Here is a 23,344-nt window from a genome sequence, read left to right as displayed (position 1 = left end):
TATTTTTATACTGTTACTATACCCAATGGTTTAGCGGTTTTCCACGCTCCACGGGTAAAGTCTGGAATACTCAATGATTCACTGCGATTAGCCACTGACTGAGCCGATAACGGAGAAATTACCGACCAAGCCGCACCGTCGTATACGTCTTGATCTAGCGCCTCACCATTGCGCAGGCAATAGATCATGCGCCAGAACATTAAAAAGTCCATACCACCGTGACCACCATTGCGCTGTGCTTCTTCACCCATTTTAGTCCAAAGCGGATGGTCGTATTGTTTGTACCATGAATCCATTTCGTAATCCCATTCATGGAAGCTCTTAGCACCGCCTTGCTCTAACGCGATACGGTTAGGGAAACCAGCAAAGACCCCATTAGTTCCTTGAATAAGATTGTGACGAGAATAAGGCCTAGGCGTGGTCGTATCATGTTGTACCATGATACTGCGTCCTTTGATGGTCTTAATCATCGTGGTATTCATATCACCCGCAATATAATGTAGTTGATTGCGTTCATGATCTGCCGGAAATTCGCGTTTTGCATAGGCTGCACGACCTAGGGCGGGAGAACTCATAGAAGTTAAGTAATCAAAACGATCACCGCGGTTAATATTCATGTACTGAGATACTGGCCCTAAACCATGAGTTGGATATAGGTTACCATCTCGCTTAGTATGCCAGTGTGTACGCCATGAGCCGGTCTTGTGCTCAATTTCCTTCATTTGCCAACGTAGCTCATGAATATATGCAGCTTCACCATGCAATAACTCACCGAATACACCTTGGCGAACCATATTCAATACCATCAACTCATCGCGACCGTAATTGACATTTTCCATCATCATACAGTTCTTTTGCGTGCGCTCTGCGGTGTCAACTATCTGCCACATTTCTTCAACGGTCAACGCTAAAGGCACTTCAACAAACGCGTGCTTACCACTATTCATGGTATCAATTGCCATCGGTGCGTGCCATTTCCAAGGTGTTGAAATGATAACGATGTCAATATCATCCCGGTTAAGCATTTCTTGATAAGCTAAGTCACCACCACGATACAGCGCAGGTTTCGGCAAACCTCGCTCGCGCACAAGGTAGTCAGCCGATTTTTCAAGCACTTCATCATGGGTATCACAAATCGCGACAATACGTGCGCCATCGATGTGACTCATACGCTTTACATGACCATAGCCACGTTGGCCAACCCCAATAAAACCTACCCGAACTACGTCCATTTTTGGTGCTACGAGTCCAATGACAGAGCGGCCTTGTTGCTTGGGTACAATGCTATTATTTTGATTAGAGCTTGCGCACCCAGCTACTACACTCGCAGCCGCTGCCGCTCCTGCGGCTTTTAAAAAGTCGCGGCGGTTTATATTTTTCATTCTTACTCCTAAACGATACTTCTTAACAGCACTAATACTGCTAGCTATCAAGCTAACCTATCCCAATCTTAGGTTCAAAACATTGCGATAAAGCCGCAAAAAAAGCGCTTGAAGCGCTTGAAGCGCTTTTTCTTAAAATATACTAAATCGTTAAATTGCTCTGATAATATTATTCAGACAATCCTCTTTTTCTAGCACACTGGAATACAACGCAAACTGGTTCTTCGCACGGTCAAGATTATGATTGGCTCTGTGGGTTGCAAAATAATTATCTCCATCTAAGTGATCTGTTAAAAATCTCAGACCTATCATGAATGGCATCACTTTGGCGCCAAGAATAAAACTGTCTTTTTCTGCTTCAGTCACACTGTCTTGTAACGGTTCAATGTACCCTTGCGCCAGCGCAGCAAAGATATTTACTCTTACCTGCACATTACTCAAGTTCGTAGAGTCTTCAGCTTCTGGCGAACAGAAGGTACGTACCATATCGCCAAAATCAAACAACCAGTTACCTGGCATACAAGTATCTAAGTCGATAACGGCTCGTGCTGCATCACTCTGTGTTGAGAACAGCATGTTGTTGATTTTGGTATCGTTGTGGCAAGCTCTAAGTGGTACTTGTTTTTGTGCCTGCTGCAATTCTTCTGCAAGTGCAAATTGCTGCTGAAAAGCGGCGATAACATCACTGCACTTTTCCGCGCGACCATGCTCATCTTTCGCAAGTACTTGGTTGAATGCGTCAATACGCATCGCCAAGTTATGAAAGTTTGGAATGACATGATGTAACTGCGCCGCATCAAAATCATTTAGCGCATGTGCAAACTGCCCGAAGGCATTTGCAGCCGTTAATGCTTGTTGTTCGTTTGCCACTACGTCTTCGCTATAACTGCGGCCAATAAATGCAAGCGCACGCCAAACTTCGTCATTAATATCGACTAAATATTGGCCTGAACTCGTCGCTAAATGCTTTATGATAGCGAGACTATATTCACCATTTAAGGCTTTTGCTGTTAAGTGCTGTTCAATCGCTCGCGCATTTTCAACAAGGTGTAAAGGGTTTGGAAATACCGTGGTATTTAGTTTTTGTACTACCATGGTTTTGTGGTTGTCCTGCAACAGCATAGTCGTGTTGATATGACCACTACCAATCGGCTTCATTTTAGCTTCTTCACTAATGAGACCGTACTCATCAGCAAGTTGTTGCGCAACGGCTTGATACTCCATATTCACCTCAAAAGGAGTTAAGTCGGATGTAGTTGTGTGGAGATGATTATCTTCCCTGACGTGCTTCATAAATCTTTCTCGCGACAATGTCTAGTTCGCTCTTATAAGTTATACCGTACCAATGTGATTTAGCTTGGTAGACCGTCACGGTTTGCAGGCCCTTATTGATACTGTGTTGGATACAATCTGGCAGATAATACTCTTTTTTGACACCGTTGTCATAACTCCTTAAAAACGCATTAAATCCGGCTTCTAATGAATCAAAAAGTGACGGCGTCACACCCCAGCAGGTCATCGAAGCAAGCGCAGAGTGTGCGATCTTACATCGCTTACCTGCAATATCACCTGACAATTCGCCGTTTTCAAAGCGAATATCTAATGCTTCTTCAACCGAGTGTAGTTGTTGCGCTTGTACCTGACAAACGCCACGGTTTACTCCACCTTGTTCAGATAAGGTATTTATAATTGGGTATGCGACCATCGCCATATTGCGATGATTTTGAAAATGTTCAACAAGCTGCTCAAATGCATCAGGCCCGTAATAATCATCCGCCGTGATAACTATCGCTGGCTTATCAACGTATGCCTTTGCACACAACAGCGCGTGCCCTGTGCCCCATGGTTTTTCTCGCCCGGCTAAACAGTCGATAAATTCACTTGGAATATCGCTAAGCCGCTGCTGCACTAAAGTAATGTTCAGCGCCTTCGGCAATCGTGGCAATATCACATTTTCGATTAGGCTTCGCACTTTGTCATTAATGATCAAAATAACATCGCGCACACCAGCATGATGCGCGTCAATTATGCTCAATTCCATAATGCTTTTATCGATACTTGGCAGCTCAGCAACCTGCTTGTTACCACCAAAGCGGCTTCCTAATCCACCAGCCAAAATGATCAGCGTAGGGGGTTGTTCGATTCCTATCATTGAAAAAATATCAAAACTCAAATAAGCGGGTAAGTGTACTGAGCTTTTGCTCAGAATAAAAGCAATTGCGAGGAAAGGCGTCCTCGCAATTAGTGTGAACTAGCTAAACTTTTGGCATAAGTACTTTATTTCTTGGTATTCAAGCAGTCCTTCCTGTGCTCCTTCTCGGCCAAGACCTGAAAACTTCACACCACCGAAAGGCGCTACAGGATTGGATATGATCCCTTCATTAATCCCAACCATGCCATACTCAAGCGCTTGACTTACTCGCCTTATTTGATTGCCATCATTCGAATAAAAATAAGCAGCAAGCCCTTCTGGCACAGAGTTTGCCATTCTTACCACATCATCTTCACTCTCAAAATCAATAATGCTGACAATCGGTGCAAAAATTTCTTCATGGAAGATCCGCATGGCGCTATTTACACCCGTGATAACTACTGGTGCTATAAATTGGCCGCTTTGTTTATCACCTTGATAAGCGATGCTCGCACCTTTAGCTAACGCATCTTCCAACAACTGCTGTGCTTTTTGTTTGGCTTCAAGTGAAATGAGTGGACCAATATCAACACCTTGTTCTAAACCATTTCCCAAGGTGAGCGTGCTTACCTGCTGAGTGAGTGTATTGAGTAACTCTGCCGCGATACCTTTCGCGACAAACACGCGATTTGCGGCCACACAAGTTTGTCCTGCATTTCTAAACTTCGCTGCCATCAAACCACTTACCGCTTGCTCAACATCAGCGCTGTCGAAAACAATAAATGGTGCATTACCACCAAGCTCCATTGACGTTCTTTTCACCGTATCGGCACATTGCTTCAACAACGCACTCCCCACTTGTGTTGACCCCGTAAAAGTGAGTTTTCGCACTTGTGGTGACTCAGTAAGATGTGCTACTAACCCTTTAGAATCGTTAGTCACTAACACCTGAAAAGCACCAACTTCCATTCCAGCCTGGATAGCTAGCTTAGCCAGTGCGATGGCCGCTAGAGGGGTTTTCTCAGAAGGCTTTAAAATAAAACTACAACCTGCGGCATAAGCTGGTGCTACTTTTCTGGTGATCATCGCCAGTGGAAAATTCCACGGTGTGATCCCAAGTACAACACCAACCCCTTGCCTGATTGTAGTTAGCTCATGTGATTGAGAATGACTGGGAATAACCTTACCATAGGCGCGCTTGGCTTCTTCGCTATACCATTCAATAAATCCTGCTGCATAATCCGCCTCGGCAAGTGCCTCCTTGAGCGGTTTGCCTTGTTCCTTAGTGACGATTTCAGCCAAGGCCTGTCGATGCTCTATTACCAATTCGTACCATTTTCTGAGTACTTGACTACGGGCATGTGCTGTCGTGCTAGCAAGTCTTTCAAAGGTTTCAGCCGCTGCTTGCAGCGCTTTATCGGCAGCCTGGTTATCCGCCTCAGAAACCTGAGCAAGGTGCTCTCCAGTTGCAGGATTAACCACATCGACTTGCGTTTTACTATGATGTGCTTGGCCATTGATAAGTGAAAATTCGGGATTACTGATGAGTGACATAGCGTTCCTCCTAGAAAAGCAAAAAGCCGTAGTATAAGACTACGGCTTTTATTAAATTTGTCGGTAACAACCTAGGTTGTTAGCAGCTCTTAATGGTCTTCATTAACGATATTGAGATTGTACTTTGGAATTTCAACCACTAAGTCTTCATCACTAATTATCGCTTGGCAACCCAAACGAGACTCAGCTTCAAGACCCCATGCTTTATCTAGCATGTCATCTTCTAACTCATCGCTTTCTTCCAGCGAGTCAAAACCTTCACGAACAACGATATGGCACGTAGTACATGCACATGACTTTTCACAGGCATGTGGAATACTGATTCCGTTTTTCAACGCCACATCGAGTACAGTTTCACCCGTTTTCGCTTCGATTGCAGCACCTTCCGGACATAACTCTTCATGGGGTAAAAAGATAATTTGTGGCATATTACACCTCGTCTACCGACTGCCCTTGCAGTGCCTTTTTAATTGATTCATCCATACGGCGTGAAGCAAAATCACTACTCGCCTGATCGACTTCTTCGATCGCCTTTTTAATCTGCTCTGGATTGTCTGCACTTTCGCGAATTTGTGCAAGTTCAGTCATTGCACCGCGCAGTGTATTGAGCTCATCTTCTGCCAACAGATGACCATCCGTTGCAAGCGATGCCTCTAACGCTTCCAACACACGCAGTGCTTCAACCTGCTGCTCTTTAAGCATACGAGCGCTCATGTCTTCTTTGGCATTGCTCATCGAATCTTTTAGCATTTGTGCTACTTGGTCATCGCTCAAACCAAACGACGGTTTTACCTGGATCTCAGCCTGCACACCTGTCGACTTTTCTTCAGCCGAAACACTCAATAGACCATCAGCGTCAACTCTAAAAGTGACTCGAATATGCGCAGCGCCTGCCGCCATTGGTGGAATGCCTTTTAGACTAAATTTAGCCAAGCTACGACAATCATCAACGAGCTCTCGCTCACCTTGCAATACATGCAATGACATAGCAGTTTGACCATCTTTAAAGGTGGTAAACTCTTGTGCGCGTGCAACAGGAATAGTGGTATTGCGCGGAATGATTTTTTCAACCAGTCCACCCATAGTTTCTAGGCCTAAAGACAATGGCAATACATCAAGCAGTAACATGTCAGAGTCAGGCTTGTTACCCACTAAAATATCAGCTTGGATAGCAGCACCTAATGCCACCACACGATCTGGATCGATTGATGTTAGAGGCTCTTTGGCAAAGAAACTCCCGACTTCTTCACGTACCACCGGCATACGAGTCGACCCACCGACCATCACAACCTGCAAGACTTCTTCTGCTGTGACACCGGCATCTTTTAACGCGCGGCGACAAGAGCGTAAAGTCTTTTTAACCAATGGCATTGCCATTTCAGCGAATGCTTGACGCGTGATCGTAACAACCAACTTTTGCTCGCGAACTGGTAGCTCTACGTTTACCGTTTCATAGCTTGAAAGCGCTTCTTTACAGGCTCTTGCCTTATTGATAAACAAGCGTAGCTCTTTAGGGTTTAAATCAAATAGCTGCGTTTGCTGTTTGAAGAAATCGACCAACAGTGAATCAAAGTCATCACCACCGAGGCTAGAATCGCCACCGGTTGATAATACCTCAAACACGCCTTGGTTTAAGCGTAAGATAGAAATATCAAACGTACCACCACCAAGGTCATAAACCGCGATCACGCCTTCTTGACCAGAGTCTAGGCCGTAAGCTACCGCAGCTGCAGTCGGCTCATTGAGAAGTCTTAATACTTTTAGACCAGCAAGCTCGGCTGCGTCTTTTGTACTTTGTCTTTGTGCATCATCAAAATACGCAGGTACGGTGATCACTGCGCCCATTACATCTTCACCAGCAAAGCTATCAATAGCACGTTGGTGTAATGTTTTTAAAATTTCAGCGGAGGCTTGTACTGGACTTACAGCGCCAGCTACGGTTTCAATAGCAAGCGAACCGTTATTATCGACAAAGTTATAAGGCAACTGACCATAGCTTTGTTCTATTTCAGATTGCGTTTTACCTAAAAAACGTTTTACAGAAATAAGCGTATTTGTCGGGTCTTCAGCAGAAGCAGCTTGGGCTTGTTCACCAACGATAACCTCTGAGTCGGTGTACCTTACTACCGACGGCAGCATAGGTTTACCCATTAAATCGCTAAGGGTCTTCGTTTCGCCACTTTGTACTGTTGCCACAAGAGAGTTCGTGGTACCTAAGTCAATACCAATCGCTAATTTATGCTCATGAGGTGCCGCGCTCTGCCCCGGCTCAGCAATTTGCAATAATGCCATAATGCTCTTTTCACTTTAACGTTTGTTGATGCTATACATCATCAATCGAATAATTCATCTTCGATACGTGCTAATTCGTCGCGTAACTTGTAGACAAACTTTAGCTTACGAATATTGTCTGCTGCGGCTTCTAATGTGCTCATGTCATCGCTTTGAAGCTGCTCGGCAAGGGAGGCGCTAAACTCTGTATCTAACGCTTTAATCTGTGTTTCGAACTCTGCAATCGCGCCGTCAGGATCCGCCGCATCAGGTAATTCTTCTAATGCTTCGCGCAGCTCCATCTGTTGCATTAAAAACATCGGATCTTGCAACGTTTGTTGCTCTGCACGTATGTCTACACCCTTTTCGCTTAGCATATACTCGGCGCGTTTAACTGGGTGTTTAAGCACCGCTAGCGCGTCGTTGATCTCTGCGGTTTTCTGTACCGCGAGCAACTTCTCACGCTCACTTTTACCAGCAAATCTATCTGGGTGAACTGCACGCTGTAGCTCTAAATAACCTTGATTTAGTTTGTTTAAATCAACGTGATAATCAACAGGTAAATCAAATAATTCAAAATAACGCATACGCACCTAATACAGCAAAGCCCCACCAAGGCAGGGCTTTAAGCTATTCACTGTTGCAAACTATACGGTGAAGCTTTCGCCACAGCCACATTCGTCCTTCTGATTTGGGTTATTAAACTTAAACCCTTCATTCAGACCTTCTTTTGTATAATCAAGCTCTGTGCCGTCGATATAAACTAAACTTTTTGCATCAACGATGATTTTGACATCTTTGTCTTCGAATACTTCATCGCCTTCATCTAAATCGTCGACAAATTCGAGAACATAAGCAAGACCTGAACAGCCCGTGGTTTTAATACCAACGCGCAGCCCTATGCCTTTTCCACGGTTACTCAAAAAGGCTAATACGCGATTAGCGGCTGCATCTGTTAACGTCACTGCCATAATAGTCTCTTACTTCGCTTGTTTACTCTTATAATCTGCAATCGCAGCTTGAATCGCATCTTCTGCCAAAATTGAGCAGTGGATTTTCACTGGTGGCAACTCAAGCTCAGCACTGATATCAGTGTTTTTGATAGTCGCAGCTTCTTCTAACGATTTACCTTTCACCCACTCAGTCACAAGGGATGATGATGCAATCGCGCTACCACAACCATATGTCTTGAATTTCGCATCTTCGATGATGCCTTCTTTTGACACTTTAATTTGTAGCTTCATTACGTCGCCACATGCAGGTGCCCCCACCATGCCCGTTGCTACGCTTGGATCGTTCTTGTCTAAAGAACCTACGTTACGTGGATTCTCAACGTGGTCGATAACTTTATCACTGTAAGCCATAACTATTTCCTCACTACCTGCTTGCGGCCGGATGGTATCCAGCCAGCGGCTAAAACTTGCTTAATGGTGTGCCCATTCAACGCTATCTAAGTCGATGCCATCTTGGTGCATTTCCCAAAGCGGTGACATCTCACGTAAGCGACCAATAGAATTCTTAAGAAGATTGACGGTGTAATCGATCTCTTCTTCTGTCGTAAAACGACCAATACTGAAACGGATAGAGCTGTGTGCTAATTCGTCATTACGACCTAGAGCACGCAGTACATAAGATGGCTCTAAGCTCGCCGATGTACATGCAGAACCTGAAGAAACCGCAATGTCTTTAACTGCCATTAGTAGACTTTCACCTTCAACAAAGTTGAAGCTGATGTTTACAATGCCAGGTACTGATTGGTCGATAGCACCATTAAAATAAACTTCGTCCATATCCATTAGGCCATCCAATAGACGCTGACGAAGCGCACTGATGTGTGCATGGTCTTTTTCAAAGTCTTGCTTAGCAATTCTAAATGCAGTGCCCATACCCACGATTTGGTGAGTAGCAAGCGTACCAGAACGCATACCGCGCTCATGACCACCACCGTGCATTTGTGCTTCTAAACGCGCACGTGGCTTACGGCGTACGTACAACGCACCGATGCCTTTAGGACCATAAACTTTGTGGCCAGAAAATGACATAAAGTCTACTTTCAATGTTTGTAGGTCGATTAGTACCTTGCCAGCACTTTGCGCCGCATCAACATGGAACATGATCTTGCGCTCACGACACATCTCACCAATAGTCGCGATATCTTGAATAACACCTAGCTCGTTATTAACGTGCATTACGCTCACTAAAACAGTGTCTTCGCGCATCGTTGCTTCAAGCTTTTTCAAGTCAAGTAAGCCGTTGTCTTCAACATCCATATACGTCACTTCAAAGCCTTGACGCTCAAGCTCACGGCAGGTGTCTAGTACTGCTTTATGTTCAGTACGAACGGTGATGATGTGTTTGCCTTTCTTTTTGTAGAACTGTGCAGCACCTTTGATTGCAAGGTTGTTTGATTCAGTTGCACCAGATGTGAAAACGATTTCACGCGGATCAGCGTTGATTAAATCAGCGATATCATTACGCGCCTGATCAACCAGTTCTTCTGCTTGCCAACCGAAACGGTGTGAACGAGAAGCTGGATTACCAAAGTTACCATCCATTGTCAGGCACTGCATCATCTCGTCTGCAACACGCTGATCAACCGGAGCGGTTGCTGCATAATCTAGATATATCGGTAATTTCATTTATCTCTCCGCTTGACGTCAACCTAGAGTTGACAGCTCACTTGAATATTGTCTAATTGCTCGATAACACGTTTAACGTGCTTATCTTGCCGCGTTGCTACGGATTGAACATCCGCGTCGGCGACTAACTCGGCTAGGGAAATACTGTTTAAAAACTCTTCAATTCGCACACTTAAATCAGACCACAATGAATGAGTCAGACAGCGCATACCGCTTTGGCAACCGCCGCCTTCGCCGTGACAACGTGTTGCGTCAACGGACTCGTCAACTGCATTAATCACATCACCAACGGAAATCGTGTGTGCATCACGGCCTAATAAGTAGCCGCCGCCTGGACCACGTACAGAGCTAACTAAGCCATGTTTACGTAGACGGGCAAATAATTGTTCAAGGTAAGATAGCGAAATCTCTTGTCGTTCAGAGATATCGGCTAGTGGAACAGGGCCAATACTTGCGTGTAACGCAACATCTAACATTGCTGTCACGGCGTATCTGCCTTTTGATGTTAGTTTCATGCATAACCCCCGCTAATTTACCAAGCCGCAAATTTTAATTACTTGACTAAGATAGTCAAGTATTAACCAAGCATAATAACGGCTTTAAATCTGCAACCCTCGTATGCCTACCCGAAATACCTGAGTAATTTAATCAAGTATTATGGATATTGTAATTACCTGAGTATTTTAGTCAAGTATTAGTGATGAAGATTTATGCAAGATTTCACAAAAGGAATGGTTAATATTTAGACGATAGAAATATAACAGTATTGGCGCGCTGAGTTGGCCAATACTGCATCCTGTCTGGTTTACTTGTTAGTAGATTTATCTATCGAACTTAGGATCCCACGTAGAATATTAAGTTCTTGCTCTTCCGGTCTAGCGCGGTTGAACAAACGCTTTAGCTTAGTCATTACCATGCCCGGATGCTGCTTGATGATAAAGCCGGTGTCATTCAGGGTATTTTCAAGATGCTCGTAGAATAACTCCATCTGCTTTGATGATGGGTAAATCGTTTCATCTACTTCTTCTGGCTGCTTTTCTTGCGTGTCTAGATATGTCATACGCGTTTCGTAGGCCAAAGTTTGCACTGCCATGGCAAGATTAAGCGAGCTATACTCAGGATTAGCTGGAATACACACATGATAGTTGCACAATTGCAACTCTTCATTTGTTAGGCCGCTATTCTCACGACCGAATACAAGGGCGACAGGACCATTCACCGACTCAGCAACCAATTTTTGTGCACACTCACGCGGGTCTACCATTGGCCACGACAAAGTGCGTGAGCGCGCACTCGTGCCAATAGTTAAAGCGCAATCAGCAATCGCCTCTTGAAGTGTATCGACTTTAGTCGCTGCACCCAACACGTCGGTTGCGCCAGCCGCCAATGCACTTGCATGGCTGTCCACTTCACATGCAGGGTCAACTAAATAAAGCTTAGATAACCCCATCGTCTTCATCGCTCTCGCAACAGAGCCAATATTGCCAGAGTGTGAGGTGTTCACTAATACAATTCGAATATCTTCTAAAGCCATTTACACGAGTCTCAAACAAAAATAATGGCGCAGTGTAGCATATCTAATTTGCGTTTTTCCAAGCTCCACAACCAGAAATTAAAAATCTTTACGCAGCAACGGAGTACAAAAAACAACCAGAAAAATTCACAATTGGTTATTTACTTTAGAGAAAAAACCGCTAGAATACGCCGGCTCAAAATGATCCTGTTCTTTTACAACCTAAAGGTAATGCTATGCATCCAATGTTGAACATTGCGGTACGCGCTGCGCGTAACGCAGGTAAGATTATCCTACGTGCAAGTGAAGATTTATCGCGCGTTGAAGCCACTCAAAAAGGCACTAATGATTTAGTAACTAACATCGATAAAGATGCGGAATCAATCGTTCGTGACACAATTTTAAAATCTTACCCTGATCACTCTATTGTTGGTGAAGAATTTGGTCATCACGAAGGCAAAGATGCAGACTACCTTTGGGTTATCGATCCTCTAGACGGTACAACTAACTTCGTTAAAGGTATTCCTCACTATGCTGTTTCTATCGCGTTAAGAGTTAAAGGCCGCGTAGAGCAAGCTGTTGTATACGATCCAATCCGCGACGAGTTATTTACCGCTTCTCGTGGCCAAGGCGCACAGCTAAACAACAAACGTATTCGTGTATCTAAGTCTATTGAATTACAAGGCACTGTGCTTGCCACGGGTTTCCCTTTCAAGCAAAAGCACCACATGGATGCCTACCTAGAAGCATTCAAAGCATTATTCATTCATACAGCTGATATCCGCCGTGCGGGCTCTGCAGCTTTAGACATGGCATATGTTGCAGCAGGTCGTATGGATGGTTTCTTTGAAATTGGCCTTAAGCCTTGGGATACAGCAGCCGGTGAGCTGCTAGTAAAAGAAGCAGGCGGTATGGTCACTGATTTTGCTGGCGGTGCTAACTTTAACCGTAGCGGCAATATCATCTGTGGCGCACCTAAGCTTTGCCAAGCGATTGTAAAAGAAATTCGCCCGGTACTAACTGAGTCATTGTTAAAATAATAACTCTGGCTTAGATGAAAAACCCAAGCACTGCTTGGGTTTTTTTGTATCTGATTGAGTCTAAGAATAACAATAGCAAGAGCTAACTGTTACTCCAAAATCAGGTATTTAAGCTGAGCACCGGATGTCTACTTAATTTCCACACGGGCTGAGCGCATCACGATTTCATCGTTTAGCTCAATACCAAGCCCCGGCTCTTCTGACACTCTAAAGATACCATTCTTAGGCTGTGGATCTTGCAAGCATAGCTCTCTGTTCCACTTTTTGATTGCGTAAGTATGGTGCTCATGGATCAGGAAGTTTGGGATCGCGGTTTCCAAGTGTAATGAAGCTGCGGTTGCTACCGGGCCGCCACAGACGTGCGCCTGAATACGGATATCAAAGATATCAGCGTAATCACATACCTTCTTGGTTTCCGTAAAGCCACCACATAGGCCAATATCTGGCTGCAGTACATCAATACTTTGATCTTCAAAATAAGGGCGAACACCCCAGCGATTATACAAACGCTCACCACCAGCGATTGGCACAGAAGTTTTGTTGGCTACCTTTGCATGTAAAGAGTGGTTAAGATAATTCACAGGCTCTTCATAATACATACAATCAAATTCTTCAGCGATGTCTGCAATTTGAATGGCTGATGTCGCGCCTGGTAAGCTGTGGCACTCAAAAATAATATCGACTTCATCACCTACCGCTTCACGTATTGCTTTCATTCTTGCACGGTATAATTTCATTTCCGCGCGCGAGATAAGCTTAGTTCTATCGTAATAGGTGTTACCATCTTTATCGTACTGAATTGGGTCAACTTTAACCGCATCGTACCCTTCAGCAATGGCTTTGTGAGCCGCTTCAGCATATTCGTGTGGTTGAACTAGTGCTTTAAACTCGCTATCCCAATCAAACTGTAATTGCGAGGCATAGGTGCGAAGCTCAGGGTTCACTTTACCACCAAGCAATTGATAAACAGGTAGGTTTAAGGCTTTACCTTTAATATCCCAAAGCGCGGTATCTATTGCTGACATCGCCGCATATACCACAGGCCCGCCACCTAAACCCCAAAAACTTTCTCTGAGCATACGCGACCAAAGCAGCTCGGTTTGAAAAGGATCGTGACCAATTAAAAAGGCTTCAGCCATTTCTTTGATCATACTGGCCGCAGCGCTGTGGCCGAGATCGTATGCAAGCCCAGCTTCACCAACCCCTGAAATGCCTTCATCGGTATGAATACGAACAAAAACGGGTGTCCAAGCAGGTCTATCTGGACAATGAATATCGAAAACTTCGACGCGATTAACTTTCATGTTGACTCCTATTGAGCAAAGCTTGGGTCTAGGCGGTAAGCTTTACGAAGCATTGCAGGCCATGCTAATTGACCACCGGTGCTACCGCTATGCACGACATTCGCTTGGTTATAAATGTTATCAATAATGGGTTGTGGTACAGGTACTGCTTGTTGTCCCGTTGCTTGAATCGCAACTTGAATCTCGCATGCACGCTGTAAGTCATAAAAACGCATAAAAGCATCGCCTACCGTTGGTCCAACAGTTAAACCACCGTGGTTCACCAGCAGCATATGATTGGTTGTACCTAAGTCATATTGTAAGCGCTTTTTCTCATCCATATTCACTGCTAAGCCTTCATAGCCATGATACGATAGTGATGGTAAGGAGAACATACTGTGCTGACTCAAAGGCAATAAACCACATTCTACACTTGCGACTGCGATCGTCTCTTTGGTATGGAGGTGGATAACGCAATGCGCATCTTCTCGCACCTCATGGATCGCACTGTGAATGGTAAAGCCCGCCGGATTAATCTTAAATGGCGTACCATCAAGAATATTTCCTTCAAGATCGACCTTCACCAAATTAGAAGCAGTGACTTCATCAAAGGTCAGGCCAAAGGCGTTTACTAAATAATGATCCGTCCCCGGTAAACGCGCCGACATATGCGTATAAATTAGATCTCCCCAACGAAAGTGCTCAACCAGTCGATAGCAAGCGGCAAGGTCAACACGCAGCTGCCATTCTTCTGCGCTTACTTTGTCTTTTAAATTTAACTGAGGTAATTCGAACATGGGGATCCCTTATTGACTCCATATTTGGATGTATAGAAGTCTAAATTAGCTTAATTATATCTTCAACTAAAAACCACCGCGAACGGTGGTTTTTTATCATCTTTGATATCTAACTTTGATGTCATTCAACTTTAGATAGATACTCTGCAATCGCATCGATTTCAGCGTCCGTGACATTGGCAACCATCGCTTTCATCGCCGCTGACATACCATTATTACGTTTACCCGATTTGATATCTTTCATCTGCGCCGCTAAATACTCTTTATTTTGACCATTTAGCTTTGGATACAAAGGCATGATTGGTGCTTTACCTTCTGCACCATGACAGGTTTGACACATTTTTGCTGTGTATAATGCTTTACCATCTGCAGCCATTGAACTTGCTGAACCTAGTGCGCAAATTGCCACCGTAGTCCCTACTAGTAGTTTTTTCATCTTGCTCATATCATTACTCTTTTTATTGACGGTTAACGTTGTAAGTCAGTGTAGACTAAAGTTTGACCTAAAGCCTAATCACTACCACATCAAATCATCTGGGACCTCAAAGTCAGCGTAAGGGTCATCCTCATCACCTTGCTGATTGTCCTCAACATGGAAAACGATATACTTCTCGTCTACCTCTGCAATCTTTCTAGCAGGTTCATCTTGTAGTACGTAGAACTGCTCTTCTAACACACAAATCGCTAAACGCCCCTTTGATAGCGCTTTTTGTGTTTCGGAATTAACTTCTAACTCCTTCACCTTATTTTGGTATGTGAAGTTAAAGATCACATTGCCGCGGATCTCATCTTGGTTATGATGTTCTAAGATCTGCTTCACGCGAGCAATTTGCTCTTTATCTTTTAGCGTTTCTTGCTTCGCTTTATTTAGCTCTTCGGCACGCTTTTGCTGCTCAAGCTTTGTTTGCTCAATATGTTTTTGGAGGTCTGTTTGGTCGCTCGTTGCGCCTTTTTTCTTTTTCTTCTGCTGTTTACGCTTTTGTGTTTTTGCAACTTTCGCTTTGTGCTCAGTTGTTAGACCTGCTTTTAGCAACTGATCTTGCAGTGAACCCATCATGCAACTCCGTAAAATAGACTTTTCACTATTTTAACTCAGCAATTTCGATTGACCAGAGAGGAATCGTTCAATCTAATGTAAAACTACCAAAATTATTGTTGCACACCGTGATTTAGCGCAAAAAATTGTCATCTAGTTTGCTTTAATTTAAGCTAACTCATCGAAATAAAAAGCCTTATCGCTTAATGCCCGTCATACACCTATTGCTTTGCTCTGTTACCATTTTTTTTGTGCTTTACGCACCGCAGCCGCTGCTGGCTGAGTTTGCGGAGCAATTTAGTGTGTCAGCGTCAGATGCAGGCATGCTGATGTCAGCAACTATGCTACCTCTGGCTATCGCGCCAATCTGCTACGGATTATTGCTGGCAAAGTCTAATCCGCTGCGCATTTTAAAATGGACCATGCTGCTATTGGCACTCAGCAGTGTAGCATTTGCTTCAATGACTTCATTTTCAGGGCTCTTGTTTACCCGGTTAATTCAAGGACTATTATTACCTGCTGCACTCACTGCGATGACAGGTTATATCGGCCAACAGTTTAGTGGCTCACAGTTGAAAAGAAACATGAGCTTGTACATCGGAAGTACCATAGCCGGAGGTTATTTTGGCCGTACACTTGCGGCCAACTTTACTGTCTGGTTTGAGTGGCAAAGTTTCTATTACCTAAACGCATTGTTATTGATTGTGCTGGCATTTAGCATTCGAGCCAGCAAGAACAAACCACCAATAATTCACGCGACAAGGATCAGAGACTACCTGACACCACTCAAGCAATCGCGCCTAGTGAGATTATACAGCTCTGTATTTTGTATGTTTTTCTGCTTCGCGGGACTACTCAACTTTTTACCGTTTATACTCAAGTACGACTTTAATTTAACCGATCCCAGTAAAGTGGGCTGGGTCTATACAGGCTATTTGGTTGGTGCTTTAGGGTCCATCGTTACACCTTGGCTACAAAGTAAATTTCATTCTACCTGGCGATTTTTAGCTGTGATGTTTTTAGTCTACGCTGCAACCATTGCGCTATTACCCGTGGCGTCTGTGTTCTTTTTTGTGGTCTTATTTACGCTCTTCTGCGGCTGTATGTTTGTGATCCATTCTACCGCTGCACCATTAGCCAACAGTATTAGTCAGGCACCTGCAACCGTTACTAATGGCGCTTATGTTTCATTTTATTATTCCGGAGGCGTGCTGGGATCTTACTTTCCGGGTTTGATTTATGAGCAAGCAGGTATCACTTGGTTTTGTGCGTCACTTTTTATCGTTTGTACAGTCGGCTTAGCTCTGAGTTTGAGAAACACAGTCAACCCAGTGAGGTGAGTGCCCAGTGACTTGCCAAAAGCGCTTTAAATCTTCGAGCGTTAACACCCAAGTTTTAGTATTCACTAGGGGATGGCACTGCCATAAGTACGCAGATTGTAGTTCACTATCAAGCCATAATTCGACTCGTTGCTCACTGTCGTTATGCAATGTGAGTGCTGATACACAGCCTTGTTCCACTCCTAAATACTTCGCTAGCCTGTCCGTCGATGCAAAACCTAAACGCGACACCCCTTGAGATTTAGACAGCGCTTTTAGGTCGACTTGCTTATCTGCAGGAATAATAAAAAGAAAGTGTCGCTTTCCATAGTTATCTCGGAGGAAGAGATTTTTCAGTCGCGTCCCTTTTCTCTCTAACTCCAAGTTGTCAGCATCTAGACAAGTATGTAACGGTGGGTGCTCATAATTGAAATAGTTGATATCTAGCTGAGCGAGCCGCTCTGCAAGTGCACTTGGATTGTTTCTGATCACAAACACTTACCTCGTAACTGAACGCTACGCTGCCGCCAGTATACATCGGTAATTTTATGACCTCCGTTGCAGTAGTCCGCCTCAATCAAAGCCGGTTTTAATAAGGCGACGGCTTGCTCTTCTAACTTGAGTTTTAGAGAGGGGGAATCTTCAATACGTTCAAACTCGGCAAAACGTTTTAGCTCTCTTCTTGATATTGGCTTACTTGAATCCAGCTCCATTCGAGGTGTTGCTTGTACCGTTACAATGAAAGCAAATTCTTTATCACCAGTTGGCGAAAGACGCTTATGAAGAGATTGTTTTTCGATAATAAGTTCAGGCTCATCAGGCTGTGATGCACAACTCGCTAGAAGCCCAATAATGAGAATAGAAAAGATATGACGCAGAACCATAATTCGCTTAATTCGTTTTATTTTCAGTTCAGTGTAACAAAGACTATAAAAAAATAGCGAAATTTTTTGTCTGGGGTTGACGGCAATATAAAAAATGATTAAATTTCGCTTCGTCTACTGACGGAATGTGGGGCTATAGCTCAGCTGGGAGAGCGCCTGCCTTGCACGCAGGAGGTCAGCAGTTCGATCCTGCTTAGCTCCACCACTTTCCGCTCTTCTTACTTCTTACTTCTTACTTCTTACTTCTTACTTCTTACAAAATTAACACCCTAAATCGAAAAGAAAAAAGCCCAAGTCTTTCGACCCGAGCTTTGCAGTTACTTATGTCATTCTGTGTATACCACTGAGTATGATTCTTCCACCTACTCAAGCAGCATCAGTTCATTATTCTCTGATTTGGCCTTCACCATTCACTAAAAACTTTTCGGTTGTCAGCGACTCCAAGCCCATAGGTCCGTAAGCGTGCAATTTGGTGGTAGCAATCCCAATCTCGGCACCTAAACCTAACGCCGAACCATCACTAAAGCGTGAGGAAGCGTTAACCATCACCACGGAAGCATCAACACCGCGTTGGAACAAATCAGCAGCCACTTTGTCTTCCGTACAGATAACTTCGGTATGGTGGCTGCCAAAGCGATCAATATGTGCAAGCGCTGCATTAAAATCAGCAACCTGACGAACCGCTATTTCAAGGCTCAAGTATTCTTCACCAAATTCGTCATCACTTAATTCAACTGCATTATCAAAATAAGCTACGGTTTGCTTACACGCATTAATTTTCACACCCCTTTCAGCCAGTGCTGCAGCAACTTTCGGTAAAAAAGTCGGAGCGATATCTTGGTGAACGATTAACCCTTCAAGCGCATTACACACACCAGTACGCTGCGTTTTACCGTTTAACAGGAGCGCCATTGCTTTGTCGAGATTGGCTGTTTTATCTATATACAAGTGACACACGCCTTTAAAATGCTGGATCACTGGCACCGTGCTATTCTCAGTAACGAAATTGATTAGACCCTCACCGCCACGTGGGATGATAAGGTCGATATACTCTTTTTGCTGCATCAGCTCCATTAACAACGCGCGGTCTGGATCAGGAATAACAGAAACCAACGCGGCAGGTAGGTTATGTTTTTCAAGCGCCTTATGCATCGCTTTTGCGATCTCTAAAGAACTCGCTAACGCCTCTTTACCACCACGTAAAATAACACCATTACCTGATTTAAAACACAGCGCACCGGCGTCAGCGGTGACATTGGGGCGCGCCTCATAAATCATGCAGACAACACCAAGTGGCACTCGCATTTTGCTGATTTTAATGCCATTTGGTCTTACACCCATGTCTCTACGTGCACCCACTGGATCGTCCAGTCGAATGATGGTTTCGATACCTTCAGCCATGCTTTCAATCCGCGCTTGGTTAAGCGTTAATCTATCGATCATGGCGTCGCTAAGCTGGTTATCACGAGCAGCAGCTAAATCAGCTTCATTGGCTTTAATAATGGCATCGCTGTTTTCACGGATCCCTTTTGCCATATCTGCTAACACTGCATTTTTTTGCTCTGTAGATAATAGTGCTAACTGTTTCGCTGCTTTTGCAGCCTGTGATGAAATATCTGTGATTAAACTCATGTCTTATGACTTCTCCAATAATGCAATATCTTGTTCTGAAATAACGGGTCCGATACTATCTTGAATTCTTTCGCTGATCGGATTCTCTTCATGTTCAGTTAAAAAGTTTAATAGGCAGCTACTGTAATTGGTGGTTGCTTTGGCTAAGCGCTTACCATCTTTGCTCCTCACGAGTACGGTATCTCCAACAGAAAACTCACCTTTTACTTCAGTGATTTCTTCACCACTTAACTGACCCACCACTTGATTTTCGCCTGAGCCATAATCGCTATCTACGACCAGCTCACCTTGCTCTGATGCTGTGTGAGTCATCCAATGCACCGCTTCTTGCATCGGTTTATCATAGGCTGTAAATACCGTGCCTGGATTTTTTCCCGCCAACAATAATTCAAAGGTTGTTTCTTCGAAGCCGTTAACAATATAAGTATCTATACCGTGAGACGTCGCCTTTTCAGCAGCTTCAATTTTGGTCTTCATACCACCGGTGCCAACCTTGCTCGTTGGACAACCTGCCATATCGTAGATTTCTTCAGTGATCTCTGTCACCTCTGAAATCAGCACTGCGTCAGCATGTAAATTAGGGTTTTTGTTATATAAACCACTGACGTCGGAGCAGATAATTAGCCCATCAGCATCTGCAGCCCCCGCTACCATGGCAGATAAATTATCGTTATCACCCACCTTCAAATCGTCTGTGGTCACGGTATCATTTTCATTGATAATAGGCAGTATTCCATGATCGAGTAAAGTGAATATTGTTTCACGAATACTGGTATATCGCTCCCTGTCACGCAGGTCGCCATGAGTCAGCAATATCTGCGCCGACGGAAAGTCGAAGAAGCGGTCCCACGTAGCCATCATCTCGGTTTGGCCAGCTGCCGCCATCGCTTTTTTTACAGCAATGCTCGGCTGCTCTGAGTTTGGAAATAAGTGCGACCCTGCTGCGACTGAACCTGAAGAGACGAGGATCACTTCGATACCTCGGGCTCGACAACGCACGATGAATTGCGCGATGCTGAGTAAATAGCGGGATCGACACCCATCTTGCTCTGGCGCGATCAACGCACTCCCGATCTTGATTACTATACGTTTTGACTGTTTCATCGACATAAATTCCTGCTTTAAATTAACCACCCACTCACGAGTTGGTACTCCAAATATCTCCTATTAGAAGACAATAGAAAGCGCAATGCATCGACCAAAAAGTCGGCAAATAGATAAAACAAACAGAAGTGCGACGGCGAAGACCTTAGTCCCATCATGTCGCCACACATGCTAAACCCAGACACAGCAACAATCGTTAACTGGCTGACATTTCACTAATAGAAGATTGATTGTGACATCAAGTACTTAACCCTTGACGTCGAGCCGTTTCCAACAGGGCCACCATGGTTTGGTGCGGCCGGAAAGGCTGTACCGCAATGAATAATTGCGTAATGAGTAGATTGTGAATGATGGCGCGATTTACCCCACGCCTTGAACGCTTATTACCTTAACGTAAGCAAGGGTAAGATTGCAACCCTATCCCATGTTAATTATTTATGACCACCATAAATCAATTTTATAATACCTTATTTTCAGTAATTTATTCACTTTACCCTCATTCGCGCTGTGTTATAACAGGATGCTAGCTATACTGATAAAAATGTTGGGATAATCCAACCGGGGAGAATCTATGTCAGCAATCTACATTGCAGGTATTGCAGTATGTTCTGTAATAGCACAATGGCTTGCTTGGGCCTTTAAGGTTCCTGCAATTTTGTTTTTACTTCTTATTGGTCTTGCTTTGGGACCATTTAGTGGCACGCTGGATCCAGATGCCTTACTCGGGGATTTACTCTTTCCCGTCGTCTCACTTTCCGTTGCCGTTATCCTTTTTGAAGGTTCACTAACCCTGCATTTTAAAGAACTCAAAGGAATTGGTAAGGTCGTACGGAACCTTTGTTCTATCGGGATGTTAGCAACCTTTGCGGTGATAGCAACAACCGCAATTTTCGTGCTGGAGCTTAACTGGCAAGTTGCCGCCGTATTGGGCGCAGTACTTGTCGTGACCGGTCCAACGGTTATTGCCCCTATGCTGAACGCGATGCGCCCAGACAAAGACATAGACCGTATTTTACGTTGGGAAGGTATAGTCATAGACCCTATTGGTGCACTCTTTGCGGTACTCGTATTTGAAGCCGTCTCTTTAGTTGGTGGCGAAGGTATCTTCAGTCATACCCTATGGGCGCTTGTATCAACACTTGGTGTGGGGATAAGTATTGGCGTCGCATCAGGTTACCTCACCACTTACCTAATAAGAAAAGAGTGGCTTCCTTTCGAGCTTCACAAATTCGCCATTTTAGCGCTCGTGTTGTTTAGCTTTACGCTATCGAATCATCTGAGTCATGAGTCAGGCCTACTTGCCGTGACCATCTTTGGTATTTGGCTCGCTAACCAAGATGACTTGGAAATAGACTCAGTATTAGAGTTTAAAGAAGATCTCTCAATGATCCTGATTTCGAGCTTATTTATCTTACTCGCGGCACGACTCAAATTAGAAGATTTAATGCTGTTAGACACCGACGTCTTTATCTTTCTAGCTGTAGTATTATTTATTGCTCGACCACTGTCGATATTCTTATCGACGTTCAATACTGACTTACCGATAAAGTCTCGTATTCTGTTAAGCTGGATAGCTCCTCGAGGCATTGTTGCTGCAGCTGTAGGCTCAGTTTTTGCGTTGAGTATGACCAAATCACAGATAGCAGATGCGGATAAAATGGTGCCGCTTATTTTCACCGTCATCATTGTCACCGTGGTACTACAAAGCCTAACGGCAACGCCTTTCGCACGTCTTTTAGGAGTGCGTCAACCAAAGCCCAATACCTTACTTATCATTGGTGCAAACCATGTAGCTAGAGCGGTGGCTAAGGGCTTAAAAGACCAAAATATTGATGTTTATCTCTCCGATCCCGCATGGGAAAACTGCAAAATGGCAAGAATGGACGGACTGCCTTGTTACTATGGTAACCCACAGTCGGAACATGCCGAGCGTTACCTCCCGTTGACCAGCTTAAAGTCAGTGCTAGCGCTTTCACCTAACCGTCACCACAACGCATTAGGCGTACAGTACTTTTCTCATTTACTTGGCGATCAATGTGTTTATTCGCTCAAATCATCCACTAACCACGCTAAGGCGAACAAAGATAGCGCCACTTTCCTTTCTCGCCAAATCTTGTTTGGCGACGAAGGTAACTACGCCAAGCTAAGTAGTATGATGGCTAAGGGCGGCAAAGTGAGCGTAACTCGGATCTCAGAAGAGTTTAAATGGGAACAGTATAAAGAGGTTAACAGTGAAGCAATCCCACTGTTTGTACTCACAGAGCAGAACAAAGATGAGGAACCCATCTTGATCCGCCCGTTTACCTCTGACATGAAAAAGCTTCCAGAAGAAGGCGACCGCGTATTGGCGTTGCAGCCGCCTAAGTTAACGGTGCTTAAAGATCCAAATACGAATAAAGAAGGCCAAATTGGTGCAAAGCTTAGCAGCCAACAAATTACTTAACCAGAGATTTGGATAAGTAATAAGCTAGCTTACCGGCTTTATTTAGAAGCAAGCAAAGCGGCGTAACTTACGCCGCTTTTACTTTCCACTCATAACCTGCTGAAAGTAATACCTATTTATCCCACAGAGTTAACCTGAGCTTCAGGTTATATAACCTGAACTCGAGATAAGAAGTAAGTTGATCCACTAAAATCACTAAGCTCAAAAGCGTAGTATCACTCTAGCCAGAAGTTATTTCTTAATACAAGGCAAATTTGTGCGTCAATAGCTGGCCTATTGCAAGCAAATTTAACGCAGTAGTAAGGGATAGCAGCTG

At 44.1% G+C, this 23,344-nt stretch carries 23 protein-coding genes and 1 tRNA gene; 4 read left to right on the top strand and 20 right to left on the bottom strand.

The window, feature by feature from the left end:
- Positions 1–5 precede the first annotated feature (5 nt).
- The 12 genes from NH462_RS13690 to trmJ all read right to left on the bottom strand — a co-directional run bounded on the left by NH462_RS13690 (position 6) and on the right by trmJ (position 11,511).
- Positions 6–1,382 (bottom strand): Gfo/Idh/MocA family oxidoreductase, encoded by a 1,377-nt coding sequence (locus NH462_RS13690; RefSeq protein WP_211858617.1) that lies wholly within the window; start codon positions 1,380–1,382, stop codon positions 6–8.
- Between the two features lie 150 nt (positions 1,383–1,532).
- Positions 1,533–2,606 carry an aminoglycoside phosphotransferase family protein gene (locus NH462_RS13685; RefSeq protein WP_253106079.1) on the bottom strand — a complete coding sequence of 358 codons (1,074 nt, stop codon included), beginning with the start codon at positions 2,604–2,606 and terminating at the stop codon, positions 1,533–1,535.
- 46 nt (positions 2,607–2,652) lie between these two features.
- A complete protein-coding gene (locus NH462_RS13680; protein ID WP_010378978.1) occupies positions 2,653–3,534 on the bottom strand; it encodes an NTP transferase domain-containing protein in 882 nt (293 codons plus the stop codon).
- A 99-nt stretch (positions 3,535–3,633) separates the two neighbouring features.
- The gene (locus tag NH462_RS13675; protein ID WP_253106059.1) at positions 3,634–5,067 is read right to left on the bottom strand and encodes an NAD-dependent succinate-semialdehyde dehydrogenase; all 1,434 of its coding nucleotides are present in this window, start codon (positions 5,065–5,067) and stop codon (positions 3,634–3,636) included.
- 89 nt (positions 5,068–5,156) lie between these two features.
- Complete coding sequence (fdx, locus tag NH462_RS13670) at positions 5,157–5,495, bottom strand: ISC system 2Fe-2S type ferredoxin (RefSeq protein ID WP_010607222.1); 339 nt, start codon at positions 5,493–5,495, stop codon at positions 5,157–5,159.
- Position 5,496: 1 nt separating this feature from the next.
- Positions 5,497–7,359, bottom strand: a complete 1,863-nt coding sequence (hscA, locus tag NH462_RS13665; RefSeq protein ID WP_010378972.1) for a Fe-S protein assembly chaperone HscA — start codon at positions 7,357–7,359, stop codon at positions 5,497–5,499.
- 41 nt (positions 7,360–7,400) lie between these two features.
- Complete coding sequence (gene hscB / locus NH462_RS13660) at positions 7,401–7,925, bottom strand: co-chaperone HscB (RefSeq protein WP_010378969.1); 525 nt, start codon at positions 7,923–7,925, stop codon at positions 7,401–7,403.
- A 60-nt stretch (positions 7,926–7,985) separates the two neighbouring features.
- Positions 7,986–8,309, bottom strand: coding sequence for an iron-sulfur cluster assembly protein IscA (gene iscA / locus NH462_RS13655; protein ID WP_010378967.1), 324 nt, complete (start codon positions 8,307–8,309; stop codon positions 7,986–7,988).
- 9 nt (positions 8,310–8,318) lie between these two features.
- Entirely contained in the window at positions 8,319–8,702 is a 384-nt protein-coding gene (iscU, locus tag NH462_RS13650; protein WP_010378965.1) for a Fe-S cluster assembly scaffold IscU, read from the bottom strand.
- Between the two features lie 60 nt (positions 8,703–8,762).
- Positions 8,763–9,977: an IscS subfamily cysteine desulfurase gene (locus NH462_RS13645; protein ID WP_010378962.1), complete on the bottom strand. Its 1,215-nt coding sequence runs from the start codon at positions 9,975–9,977 to the stop codon at positions 8,763–8,765.
- A 23-nt stretch (positions 9,978–10,000) separates the two neighbouring features.
- Positions 10,001–10,492: a Fe-S cluster assembly transcriptional regulator IscR gene (gene iscR, locus NH462_RS13640; RefSeq protein ID WP_010378960.1), complete on the bottom strand. Its 492-nt coding sequence runs from the start codon at positions 10,490–10,492 to the stop codon at positions 10,001–10,003.
- Between the two features lie 290 nt (positions 10,493–10,782).
- Positions 10,783–11,511, bottom strand: a complete 729-nt coding sequence (trmJ, locus tag NH462_RS13635) for a tRNA (cytosine(32)/uridine(32)-2'-O)-methyltransferase TrmJ (protein ID WP_010378958.1) — start codon at positions 11,509–11,511, stop codon at positions 10,783–10,785.
- Between the two features lie 215 nt (positions 11,512–11,726).
- Between trmJ and suhB the strand changes: the two genes are divergently transcribed.
- Positions 11,727–12,530 carry an inositol-1-monophosphatase gene (gene suhB, locus NH462_RS13630; RefSeq protein ID WP_045988903.1) on the top strand — a complete coding sequence of 268 codons (804 nt, stop codon included), beginning with the start codon at positions 11,727–11,729 and terminating at the stop codon, positions 12,528–12,530.
- Positions 12,531–12,658: 128 nt separating this feature from the next.
- Here the strand turns inward: suhB and NH462_RS13625 are convergent, their stop codons facing one another.
- The 4 genes from NH462_RS13625 to NH462_RS13610 form a co-directional block, all read right to left on the bottom strand.
- Positions 12,659–13,834: a mandelate racemase/muconate lactonizing enzyme family protein gene (locus NH462_RS13625; protein WP_039493039.1), complete on the bottom strand. Its 1,176-nt coding sequence runs from the start codon at positions 13,832–13,834 to the stop codon at positions 12,659–12,661.
- A gap of 8 nt (positions 13,835–13,842) precedes the next feature.
- Positions 13,843–14,610: a class II aldolase/adducin family protein gene (locus NH462_RS13620; RefSeq protein WP_253106057.1), complete on the bottom strand. Its 768-nt coding sequence runs from the start codon at positions 14,608–14,610 to the stop codon at positions 13,843–13,845.
- A gap of 121 nt (positions 14,611–14,731) precedes the next feature.
- Entirely contained in the window at positions 14,732–15,055 is a 324-nt protein-coding gene (locus tag NH462_RS13615) for a c-type cytochrome (RefSeq protein WP_017218486.1), read from the bottom strand.
- Between the two features lie 72 nt (positions 15,056–15,127).
- Entirely contained in the window at positions 15,128–15,664 is a 537-nt protein-coding gene (locus NH462_RS13610; RefSeq protein ID WP_253106077.1) for a DUF2058 domain-containing protein, read from the bottom strand.
- A 188-nt stretch (positions 15,665–15,852) separates the two neighbouring features.
- Here NH462_RS13610 and NH462_RS13605 point away from each other — a divergent pair, with 188 nt between their 5' ends.
- A complete protein-coding gene (locus NH462_RS13605; RefSeq protein WP_253106055.1) occupies positions 15,853–16,986 on the top strand; it encodes an MFS transporter in 1,134 nt (377 codons plus the stop codon).
- Here the strand turns inward: NH462_RS13605 and NH462_RS13600 are convergent.
- Together NH462_RS13600 and NH462_RS13595 are read right to left on the bottom strand one after the other, a co-directional pair.
- Complete coding sequence (locus tag NH462_RS13600) at positions 16,945–17,457, bottom strand: prolyl-tRNA synthetase associated domain-containing protein (protein ID WP_253106053.1); 513 nt, start codon at positions 17,455–17,457, stop codon at positions 16,945–16,947. The two genes, NH462_RS13605 and NH462_RS13600, sit on opposite strands and share 42 nt — an antisense overlap.
- A complete protein-coding gene (locus NH462_RS13595) occupies positions 17,454–17,849 on the bottom strand; it encodes a hypothetical protein (protein WP_253106051.1) in 396 nt (131 codons plus the stop codon). The genes NH462_RS13600 and NH462_RS13595 overlap by 4 nt, the downstream gene beginning before the upstream one ends.
- 129 nt (positions 17,850–17,978) lie before the next feature.
- On the opposite strand from NH462_RS13595, the gene NH462_RS13590 reads away from it, so the two are divergent.
- Positions 17,979–18,054, top strand: a tRNA-Ala gene (locus tag NH462_RS13590).
- 179 nt (positions 18,055–18,233) lie between these two features.
- Here the strand turns inward: NH462_RS13590 and NH462_RS13585 are convergent.
- Together NH462_RS13585 and proB are read right to left on the bottom strand one after the other, a co-directional pair.
- Positions 18,234–19,481 carry a glutamate-5-semialdehyde dehydrogenase gene (locus tag NH462_RS13585; RefSeq protein ID WP_253106049.1) on the bottom strand — a complete coding sequence of 416 codons (1,248 nt, stop codon included), beginning with the start codon at positions 19,479–19,481 and terminating at the stop codon, positions 18,234–18,236.
- A 3-nt stretch (positions 19,482–19,484) separates the two neighbouring features.
- Positions 19,485–20,585: a glutamate 5-kinase gene (gene proB, locus NH462_RS13580; protein ID WP_253106075.1), complete on the bottom strand. Its 1,101-nt coding sequence runs from the start codon at positions 20,583–20,585 to the stop codon at positions 19,485–19,487.
- Between the two features lie 571 nt (positions 20,586–21,156).
- On the opposite strand from proB, the gene NH462_RS13575 reads away from it, so the two are divergent.
- A complete protein-coding gene (locus NH462_RS13575) occupies positions 21,157–23,028 on the top strand; it encodes a sodium:proton antiporter (protein ID WP_017218480.1) in 1,872 nt (623 codons plus the stop codon).
- Positions 23,029–23,344: the final 316 nt, after the last annotated feature.

The sequence above is a fragment of the Pseudoalteromonas sp. OANN1 genome, from assembly GCF_024124685.1.
In the GTDB taxonomy this organism is placed as follows: domain Bacteria; phylum Pseudomonadota; class Gammaproteobacteria; order Enterobacterales; family Alteromonadaceae; genus Pseudoalteromonas; species Pseudoalteromonas piscicida.
The sequence above is the reverse complement of the archived record's forward strand: the minus strand, read 5'-3'. Positions and strand labels throughout refer to the sequence as shown.